9 protein-coding genes are annotated in these 10,006 nt (G+C 39.8%); 3 read left to right on the forward strand and 6 right to left on the reverse strand.

Going from position 1 to position 10,006, the window contains the following annotated elements; genetic code table 11:
- Positions 1-190 precede the first annotated feature (190 nt).
- Entirely contained in the window at positions 191-400 is a 210-nt protein-coding gene (locus CE058_RS23670; protein WP_035329519.1) for a hypothetical protein, read from the forward strand.
- Between the two features lie 43 nt (positions 401-443).
- Here the strand turns inward: CE058_RS23670 and CE058_RS23675 are convergent, their stop codons facing one another.
- Together CE058_RS23675 and CE058_RS23680 are read right to left on the reverse strand one after the other, a co-directional pair.
- Positions 444-1,622 (reverse strand): M20 family metallopeptidase, encoded by a 1,179-nt coding sequence (locus CE058_RS23675; protein WP_163145235.1) that lies wholly within the window; start codon positions 1,620-1,622, stop codon positions 444-446.
- An 83-nt stretch (positions 1,623-1,705) separates the two neighbouring features.
- Positions 1,706-2,221, reverse strand: coding sequence for a YbaK/EbsC family protein (locus CE058_RS23680; protein ID WP_048009957.1), 516 nt, complete (start codon positions 2,219-2,221; stop codon positions 1,706-1,708).
- Between the two features lie 196 nt (positions 2,222-2,417).
- Here CE058_RS23680 and CE058_RS23685 point away from each other — a divergent pair, with 196 nt between their 5' ends.
- Complete coding sequence (locus tag CE058_RS23685) at positions 2,418-3,527, forward strand: aromatic acid exporter family protein (protein ID WP_163145236.1); 1,110 nt, start codon at positions 2,418-2,420, stop codon at positions 3,525-3,527.
- 37 nt (positions 3,528-3,564) lie between these two features.
- Here CE058_RS23685 and CE058_RS23690 read toward each other — a convergent pair whose 3' ends face one another.
- Together CE058_RS23690 and CE058_RS23695 are read right to left on the reverse strand one after the other, a co-directional pair.
- Positions 3,565-4,626, reverse strand: coding sequence for an SDR family oxidoreductase (locus tag CE058_RS23690; RefSeq protein ID WP_163145237.1), 1,062 nt, complete (start codon positions 4,624-4,626; stop codon positions 3,565-3,567).
- A 121-nt stretch (positions 4,627-4,747) separates the two neighbouring features.
- Positions 4,748-5,515: a hypothetical protein gene (locus CE058_RS23695; protein ID WP_163145238.1), complete on the reverse strand. Its 768-nt coding sequence runs from the start codon at positions 5,513-5,515 to the stop codon at positions 4,748-4,750.
- A 316-nt stretch (positions 5,516-5,831) separates the two neighbouring features.
- Between CE058_RS23695 and CE058_RS23700 the strand changes: the two genes are divergently transcribed.
- A protein-coding gene (locus CE058_RS23700) for an IS3 family transposase (protein ID WP_163145239.1) occupies positions 5,832-6,997 on the forward strand; the annotation gives its coding sequence in 2 pieces (ribosomal slippage) (positions 5,832-6,108 and positions 6,108-6,997; 1,167 coding nt in all).
- Between the two features lie 384 nt (positions 6,998-7,381).
- On the opposite strand, the gene CE058_RS23705 is transcribed toward CE058_RS23700, so the two are convergent.
- Positions 7,382-7,891 (reverse strand): DinB family protein, encoded by a 510-nt coding sequence (locus tag CE058_RS23705; RefSeq protein WP_163145240.1) that lies wholly within the window; start codon positions 7,889-7,891, stop codon positions 7,382-7,384.
- A 531-nt stretch (positions 7,892-8,422) separates the two neighbouring features.
- A complete protein-coding gene (locus tag CE058_RS23710) occupies positions 8,423-9,919 on the reverse strand; it encodes an AcpB/EbpR/MafR family transcriptional regulator (RefSeq protein WP_163145241.1) in 1,497 nt (498 codons plus the stop codon).
- Positions 9,920-10,006 lie beyond the last annotated feature (87 nt).

Genomic DNA, 10,006 nt, shown 5'->3' on the forward strand with positions numbered 1-10,006 from the left:
TGCTCCAGGTTCGGACTCTACATTGGAAAAACCTGACCGCTGTGTCCGAAGTTGCTCCAGGTTCAGACTCAAAAAAAAGACAAGCTTTTTTTCACACTAGTCCCACTTTATTCATATATTATAGTGTCGACGTGTATAAAATCTGTCCATTTTATTCAAAATAAGGAAAAAATGGCTGAGGTGAAAAAAAATGGGATTATTGAATGCCTTTAATGAATGGCGCGAAATGAGATATCAGAATCATGTCAATCGCATGAAGGAAGAAAACAAGTGTCCGGACTGTTACGGCAGGGGTTTTTCACTTTATCCGGGGAATGAATTCGCTTATCATGCTAATCAATTTGACTGCCAGGGCTGCAATGGAACCGGACTGTATTCAGAATGGAATAGCTTATCATAATGAAAGGCCATGATCCATTGGGGATCATGGCCTTATTTTGAACTTATGCTAATGTCTTATTCGACTCAAATTCTTCTTTAACCCTTTTTAAAAGCTCCATATTTGTTAATACTTCATACCCGGTAAGTGCCATTGCCTTAGCTCCAAGAACCATGGCTTCTCTGGCCTGCTCACTCATTGCAGCTTCACGGAATTCATGTGTATGGCAGGCATAAGCCTCATTTGTAATTTTAATATAGGGATGAATGGAAGGTGCTGCCTGGCTGACATTCCCCATGTCCAGAGAACCTGAGCCATCCTTTTGCTCTATTATTTCTTCCTCATTGACACCTAGGGAAATCAGTTCCTTATTAAATGCTTCTGATAAAGGACTGTTCGTAACCATATCATCATAAGAGAATTCATAAAAGGACCACTTCATTTCTGCACCAGTCTGCAGAGCTGCCCCTTCAGCACATTTTTTGACCTTTTCTACTAATTCATTTACATATTCACGCTTTGCAGCACGAACATAAAATTGGGCAACCGCATAATCCGGAACAACGTTTGCCGCTTTGCCCCCTTCTGTGATAATCCCATGAATCCTGGCATCAGGCTTGATATGCTGGCGCAAGGCATTTATGCTGCTGAAGGTTTGAAGAACAGCATCCAGCGCATTTATTCCCAAATGCGGGCTGGCAGCTGCGTGTGCTGACTTTCCAAAAAACTCAAACTGGATCGCATCCATCGCCAGTGATGAACCGCTCTTCACATAATTGTCGAGGGGATGAACCATAATCGCTGCATCCAAAGCGTCAAAAATACCTGCTTCGGCCATGGTCACCTTGCCGCCCTTTGTCTCCTCTGCAGGCGTGCCAAAGACAATGACTTTTCCTCCTGTTTCATGAATCACTTTGCTCAGTCCAATTCCGGCAGCAATCCCCATTGTCCCAATAAGATTATGGCCGCATGCATGCCCAACTTCAGGCAATGCATCATATTCAGACATATATCCAATTACAGGCCCTTCTTTCCCGCTGTCATAAGTAGCCGTGAAAGCAGTCGGCAAACCGCAAGTGCCAATTTCCACGGTAAAACCATGCTTCTTAAGCTCCTCTGTCAATACTTTGCATGCCTTGTACTCTTCATGCCCCAGTTCGGGATTCTCGCCTATGTAAGTGCTTATTCTATTAAAATCATCTTGAAACTCATCGATTTGGTTAATAATAAGATTTTTCCCCATATATCTGCTCTCCTAATCCGCAAATCTATATTTATTCATATATAATTATAATAATACATTTCTATATTATTTTACAGCACGAATTATTTCGTTATTTTCTCCAAAGGCCGTTCAACGATCAGTGCGTCCTCCCAATCCTTGCAGACATCCACCCAGGCTTTGGCATCTGAATATGTATTGATTTCATCAGGAGTCAGTTCAATGGCGGAATTGCTGCTTCCGCATGCAGGGAAAAGGGTTTCGAATCTGTTCATAGATTCATCCAGATAGACTTCCAGGTCATTCTTCAGTCCAAATGGACACACTCCGCCAACAGCATGGCCGGTCTGTTCGAGAACTTCATCCGCTGAAAGCATACGGGCTTTAAATCCGAACGTTTTCCGGAACTTCTTGTTGTCAATTTTCGCGTCGCCTGCTGTCACCACAAGAATTGCTTCGTCCCCATTACCCCTGAAGGAAAGCGTCTTGGCAATTTGGGCTGAGCAGACACCGATTGTTTCAGCAGCCTGCTCCACTGTTGCGCTTGAAGAATCAAACTCCATTACATCCTGTTCCCTGTCCCATTTCTTAAAATGGGCTTTCACACTTTCAATTGACACTCAATCTCACCCTTCCCCTTTGTTAAAATGTTAAATATATTCAATATTTATACTTTATAGTTGTCTATTTTAACATACTATCTGAGCCTGTCACCGTGATAATACTCTTTTATCAGAAGATTTGCATTTGCTCTTATTGGTTCCTTGCACTAATATAAATTTATATTAAAAACACAGATTTAAAGAAGGATTTTTTATGAAACAGACTATTCCATATAAATTTATAGGAGGACGCATTGCCAAAACCGGACTGGCTGTTTTTATAACAGCTTTTATTTGTCATATGCTGAATTGGCCAGCCATGTTTGCTGTAATTACGGCCATCGTTACCATTGAGCCCACTGTTGCGGACTCCATCCGGAAAGCATATGTCAGGTTTCCGGCGGCTGCCATTGGAGCGGGATTTGCTGTATTATTTACGTTCATTTTCGGGGACAGCCCTTACAGTTATGCTTCTGTTTCGCTTGCGACAATCATCGTTTGCCATAAGCTGAAGCTTCATGACGGGATGCTGGTGGCTACGTTGACTGGTGTTGCTATGATTTCTACCGTTCATGACCATTATTTGTCGTCTTTTTTCATTCGATTGGGGACTACCACAACCGGTATTGTCGTTTCCACGGCAGTTAACTTTTTTGTCATGCCTCCCAATTACTCAAAATCAATCATAAAAAACATACATGCCTTATACAGAGGTTCCGGTGACATTTTACTTAAAAGAGGCATTGAGATTTTTAATTCACAGGAATCTGATAGGAATGTCCGCTCTGATTTTCAAAGACTTATAAAAGATATCGATAAGACCGAAACATTATGCCACTATCAAAAAGCTGAATACAGATATCACCGATTCAGCCGTGAGGATATGCGCGACTTTCATTATGAATATAAGAAACTGACCATCTTAAGACAAATCACCTATCACACGGGAAACTTGATCTTTCTGGCGCCTGGCCGGCTGGACATTGAGAAGAGCAGGAAGAAGTTCGCCTTGTCAGTCCTTGAGGATTTAAAAGACAGTCTGTATGATCCGGGCTTTCTTATTTCAGAAACCCAGCGGGAAAAAATCAGCCAGGTAACACAATGGTTTATTGAGCAAAAACAGCTGGACCCTGCAGGCGGTTTAAAACCCCGCACACACCACCATGTCCAGCCTGAAACAGCCATTCTCTATGAAATTCTCTCTATCCATGACTTAATTGAGGAATTAAATCAAATACAAATTATGGAAATAAAACACCAAAAGCTTTTAAAAGCCCCATTGAAGCAGGTGGCCAAAAGGCGGGAAACAGGCATGAATGAATAAAGGAAGACCGGGAATTCAAATCCCCGGTCTTTTTCCATTATGAAGATATACTCGCTTTACCCATCAAATATCCTGCTATGATTCTCGTTAAAGCATCACGATCCATTTGCAGCATGGGAACCCCTGCAACTGCAAGCAGCTTTTCCGTATTATCTGATGGGAAATCAATGGTCCGCTGGAAATAACTGTGGAAAATGCTCATTGAATCATGAAAAGCCTTTTCCTCACTTGTCATTTCTGCAGAGTCTCCAGGGACACACATCTCCAATTGCGGAAAATCCAATACCTCTTTTACTATTTCATACACATCTGATTGCAGAGGCGGGTTAGGGTTTGTAATATTGTAAATCCCGCCATTCTCTGCATGTATCAAGGCGGCATGCAGTGTATCTATCACATAATTCACCGGCACGAAATTCTGGGCCACTTCAGGATCCAGATAGATTCTGCAGGTTTGGCCGTTTGGTTTTCGCAGGGACCGTTTTTTTAAGATCTTAATGCCTTTTAAAAATCCGTATAAACCGAAGTTTGTATCAGCTTCACCTGTTCTGGAATCTCCGATGATAATCCCGGGCCGGAGAATTACAATATCCAATTTATCCCGGAATGTATATACCAGGTGCTCTGCCTCGCACTTGGAAGCTTCATAGGGATTTACAAAATGCCTGTCGGCTGAATAAAGAGCCTCCGCCCCCTCAGTCTCTGTCCCAACCGTATAAGCTGTACTGATATATAAAACCTTAGGACAATTTATTTCCAAAGCAAGCTTCAGAACATTTTCTGTTCCACTCACATTCACTTCAAAAGTCTTATCCCGATCTCTTTCATCAAATGACAGAAGTGCTGCACTATGGTATAAGGCATCTATCTTTCCTTTTAATAAACCCACAAGTTCTCTATTTAATCCAAGATGTTTTTCTGTAACATCGCCTTCCAATATATGAATCTGCTTGGAAAAGCCGCTTCCTTCGCTTTGCATGAAGGCATCCAGCCGCTTTCTGCTTCTGACTAGTAAATAAAGTTCATGACCTTGTTCCAAAAGCTTTAATGAAAGCTTTTTCCCCAAAAATCCGTTTGCACCCGTAATAAGTATATTCAAAAAAGAATCACAGCCTTTCTATCTGACATCCCTTTTAAAAACTTTAGCGGGAAATCCAATTAAAAGCAATGGAAAAACATTTACTAAACAGCAGGAGCGCCTGGTTTCCCCAGGCGCCTTTTTAGGATAAGTATTTTTGTTTTCTCACATTCTTTTCATCCCTTTCACAGACATTCTGAAAAGGACAGGCTGGACACTCATTCAAATTATACAAATCCGTAAACTGCTTTGTGTCTTCGAGAAGCGACTTCATCATCTGCAAATAGTTTAATCCCGCTTCAAGGCTTTCTTTATTTGGATTGAATACGTGCCTCTCACCATCCATTAAAGTGACGACTTCAATTCTGGACGGTCTTATTCCAAATACCATTTCTGAAAAAACCACTGTTAAATGACAATAAAGCTCAAGCATTTGCTTGTCAGCATCCACCAGGAATTTCTTCACTATAAAAGAATCCTGATGCCACTCCGCGACATCAAAAGTTAATGAAAGATCTGTATTCAGCTCTTTAAGATTCATTTTAAATTTTTCATACAAAAACAGCGGCTGAGCTATTTCAGATTCACTGCTTAAGTTTCTCATTAAACCATCTGTTACTGCTGCTGCAGCCATATAATATTGGAGCTGGGAATCAAACATGCGCAGCTCCAGCATTCCCCAATATTGTTCGATCAGCATCAAAACATTTGCAGGTGTCCGATGGCTTTGCGGCAGCTGAAAAAAGGATGAAACGACTTTATTAATAATATGCTGAATGGCCTGACGCCAGCCAAGTGGATGTTTTTTCTTTTCAATATGAGTGTAATAAAATCTATAAGGACACCGGATAAAGTCCGTTAAATTCTGGTCAGTCATTGTTCGTACGGATACTTGAGGGCTATTAGTCAAATCCTCGCCTCCTTCAAATAAAAACTATGTATGAAAACGATTATCATTTATGTCTATTTTAATTGATAATGATTATCAAAATCAACATATTTTAAAAAATATATAAAAAACACCTCCAGTTTGATAAGGGATTCCGATTAGGGAGGGAAAACCTTAAATCACACCCAAATTAGCATCCGTAATAGCAGTGTAAATAACACTGTATTTAACACAAAAAACCCAGACCTAAATTAGAGTGACCCAGTAAAATGAGACAAGGAAAAAACACCCCCTGAATCGTATTTAATATCTATACGATTTTGGAGGTGTTTTTCTTATGGGGACAAGAGTTCATTATTCAGAAGAAATAAAGTGGGAAGCGATTAAGTTAAAGCAAAAAGGATTAAGTAATCGGGCGATTATGGATCGGCTCGGAATTAAAAATGTTTCACAAATCAAAACTTGGATGAAACGGCATAGAGAGGGTCTGGTTCACCGGTTTTCTCAGCCTGTGGGCAAACAGTATACGTATGGAAAGGGACCAGACGTATTAAGTGAAGTGGACGAATTAAGAAGGAAGAATAAACAATTGGAGATGCAGCTGGATATTTTAAAAAAGTACCAGGAGATCGAAAGGAGCTGGAGCCGCAAATAGTGTTAAAAGTCGTAGAGGAACTATCTTCTATGTATTCTATAATCAGTATTTTAGCCGCCTTGGAACTACCAAAAGCGACTTATTATCGGTGGAAGAAAAAGTTTTGTCATACCATCATGAGTCCATTAGAAGAGCTCATAGTACATCTTTCCGAGGAAAATCATTTTCGTTATGGACACCGGAAAATTAAAGCTCTTCTCAAACGAAATCATCAGATTGATGTAAATCGGAAGACTGTCCAAAAAATTATGCAAAAATACAATGTGCAATGCCAGATAAAGGTGAAGCGACCTAAATACTTAAACGGAGAAACCAATATTATTGTTGAAAACTTATTAAATCGGCAATTTAGAGCAGATAAGCCAAATGAGAAGTGGGTAACTGATATTACATATCTGCCTTATGGTCCATCAATGGTCTATCTGTCGACAATTATGGATTTGTACAACAATGAAATTGTAGCGTTTAAAGTGAGCACAAGTCAGGAAACTCCATTAGTTTTAGATACCCTTCGGGAAGCCATAGAAAAAAGGAAGCCAGCTGAAGGAATTATGATCCATACGGATCAGGGGGCTGTGTATACCTCCTATGCGTTTCAGAATATGGCAAAAGAAAACGGCATGATCACAAGCATGTCCCGAAAAGGAAACTGCCATGATAATGCCGTCATCGAATCCTTTCACTCCTCGCTAAAGTCGGAAGGACTCAAAGATCAAAAAAGATCTTCTCTATCTCATTGTAAGTTAGTAGATATCGTAAATCAATATATGTATTATTATAACGAAATACGCATTCAGGCAAAATTAAACTACCTGTCCCCTATCGAATATAGAGGACAGGCAGCATAGGTGTTTTTTCTAAGTCTCAAAACTGTGGGTCAGTCCAAAATGGCTCTGGTTTTTTTGTGGTATTAACTTCTTATTTAGTTAAAGCCCCCATAAGTTGAAGAAGAAGTTTTATTTAATTCTTTTGTTGCTTTTTCATATACATCTCTTTTAGTACATCTGGTCCAATTTATTTATTAGTTCATCTACACATTTATCGCTTGCAAAGTCATCCTTTCCGTCTTTTTCCTTTTCCAAATAAGCGGCGGTCATCATTTCAATGCTTTATTCGCTATAAGGGCTAGCATCAGAAAATGCAGATTTACTACGTAAAGGAAGTTAAAAAAATATAAATCTAATTTTTCAGATTAGATGAGAAATTAGGTTTTTTCATTAATAGAAAAAGACTTATAAATATTTATCACTAATCACTTTCATATGGTGTAACTCGTGCCCCGCAATGCCATATGCAATGGTACCTACCGAAACGGAGCTGTTCATTACAGTTCCATTACGAACCCATGCTGCATCATCAATGGTTGAAATAAGATTTAACGTGTTGGAGCGTACCGTGTCTAAACCAGCCAGTAACTGCTCCCAGGATAATTTGTTGAAGTTTGCCACAGAAACGTATTGATCCTGTTCCATTGCAGGGAGTGATGCACTTTCATTTCGTGCAATGACAAGCATTCGATACGACATCACGCGTTCCGAGTCGGTCATATGTCCAATCACTTCTTTTAAAGTCCATTTCCCAGGTGCGTACGCCTTCCTTGCTGACTCCTCTGATACGCTGCTTAAGAGGGTAATGGTCTTAGTTCGTTGCTTACTAAGTATTTCTTCAATATCTCCATCTGGAACCAGACTAACATACCTATCATGCTCAGGGTTTTCAATACATAATGGTCGTGAACGCACTAGAATCCTCCTCATCGGGATAGTTAATTATGGTTCTAGAATATTCGACTGTCAGAAGATATTTCCTTTATTTTTGATCTATATTTAATTCATTACCGCAAAATAATTGCAAATCAAACAACTTTATTATCTCTAAATAACTGATTTATACAGTTAACATAATACAGATGATAATGAATTAATTCACTTTTTATTCCACTAACCTGCCCGTCAATGGAATACCCAATATTTAGTATCACACAATTTCTTCCTAGAGGCTCTACTCAAGGACAGGTTGCGGATTAACAAGTCATTTAGCAACTAATTTATACCTCATTTTTTGGTGTACAATAATTATGGTACGCTTGATAATTAAGATACTAATATGAAGGGCTAATTCGCCACAAAATTTAATGAAACATTGTTATAACAACAAAAATAGCAGGTCTAATTCATAAGCGAATTAGACTTGCTATTTTTATTGCTATTTGTCAATTTCTCTCCCCAAACGGAACCCCTCACCAGTTTGAAGGCGTATTCTTATTTACCTGCTTATTTTTCAAAAGGATAAATCAATTCTTTGTCCAGCCCAATTTGTTCAAAGAAGTGATCATGTATGAATTGCCTGATTTCCATAAGTTCTAAACCTGTCGGAAAAGCAGAAACATTAATGGCCGGCAGGTGTCCTATCAGCTTGGATGGGCGAACAAGCTCAGTAGATATGACTAAATCAAACTCCTCATATTCAGAAATTAAATCCACGCTTGATGAATCAAGGGTTGATATAGCAAGCTGGTTTCCAAAATGGTATTTTAGCACTTCCCTGATATAATCTTTTTCATAATATGTCCTGCATACCAGTGCAGCCTGTATGATATGCTTATTCTTCCTTCTCAGAACAGCAGCCTGGAATAGAGTAAAAATCTCAAGTACATCCAATTTATTAAAAACAAGGGGGATTTTCGAGAATGTTTCGACTCCCAGATTTTCTAATGTTTTTAAGAGTGGGTTCGTCTCATAATACGGAAGATGCTGAAGCAGTGAGCTATGCAGTGTTTCCGTGTTAAATTCTTTCCCCAGATAGATCCTTTTAAAGGTCTGGTAAATGTGAAATAAGAAGATATCATCATCTGTCAGATTGAAGCCTGCGATGTTTGAAAGGCGTTCTAAGTAGACTGAAAAAGGATGTTCCCTTTCGCCTATCCTCCTCCTGCGCAGATAACGCAGATGCTGCGCCCGATTCGTCGGCCTTTCCTCGCTCATCAAATAAACGGCAAAGAACAGAATCTCCTGAAGCTGTGTTTCCCTGGATGGAATTTTGGCTTTAACTATAAAATGAACTAAGTCTTTGGCAGCGAAGAAATATTTACTTTCTTTATATGCATCCAGAAATGCTTTTGGAAAGGATACAAAATATCCCATGGACATACGCAGGTTTGAAATATAGATAACCATTTTGAGGCGTTGAAGGGCTCCTGTCCGGAGAGTCATCGAATGGCCTGATGTTACCTCAATCAATGCCTGATGAAACCCGCCGGAGTGCAGCCAATCCTTCTCAGCTTCAGGTCTAAAGCTCATAAGATCTAAGTATTGCATGAGAAAACGCCTGATATCTCTTTCATCACCAACTACTTTGAAAGGACTTGAAGTTAAAGTAAGCCGTGATTCTTGCAGCACTTCCTGCAGCTTCTCGATGTGGCGGTATGCGGTCGAACGGCTTATATGCACCTTACTGGAAATTTGGGAAATGTCAATTCCATCGCTCATTAGAATCAGCTTTAACGTATGGAAATACGTATTTTTTTCGCGAATTTCTCTTAAGATGCTCTCCAGCGTGCCGCTTTCAGGTTTTTTCAGCATAACGCCTAGGGTTTCATGCTTATCGAGCTTCCAATCCTCCGGCAGAATCGTCTCCAGGAATTCGAGATCACGCCATATCGTGCTTTTGGAAAAGCCTGTTCGTTCTGCCAGCTGCGCTAAGCTGATCCAATTATTTTCACTGAGCAAATGAAAGATCAAATCTGAGTAGCGTTTATAAAACCTATTCATGTTATCACCTATCTTTTCAGGCTCTTCCAATTTATCGCAGTCTAACGGGCAGTAAGACCCCCACTTCAAGACTCAGAGGAATCAAAG

It is taken from the genome of Bacillus sp. 22-7, from assembly GCF_010628845.1.
Classification (GTDB): Bacteria; Bacillota; Bacilli; order Bacillales; family Cytobacillaceae; genus Cytobacillus; species Cytobacillus firmus_B.

Excerpts from the sequence above, each read along its gene's own strand:
- CE058_RS23685 (WP_163145236.1), top strand. The coding sequence starts at position 2,418 with ATGAAACAGACTATTCCATATAAATTTATAGGAGGACGCATTGCCAAA.
- CE058_RS23675 (WP_163145235.1), bottom strand. The coding sequence starts at position 1,622 with ATGGGGAAAAATCTTATTATTAACCAAATCGATGAGTTTCAAGATGAT.
- CE058_RS23670 (WP_035329519.1), top strand. The coding sequence starts at position 191 with ATGGGATTATTGAATGCCTTTAATGAATGGCGCGAAATGAGATATCAG.
- CE058_RS23710 (WP_163145241.1), bottom strand. The coding sequence starts at position 9,919 with ATGAATAGGTTTTATAAACGCTACTCAGATTTGATCTTTCATTTGCTC.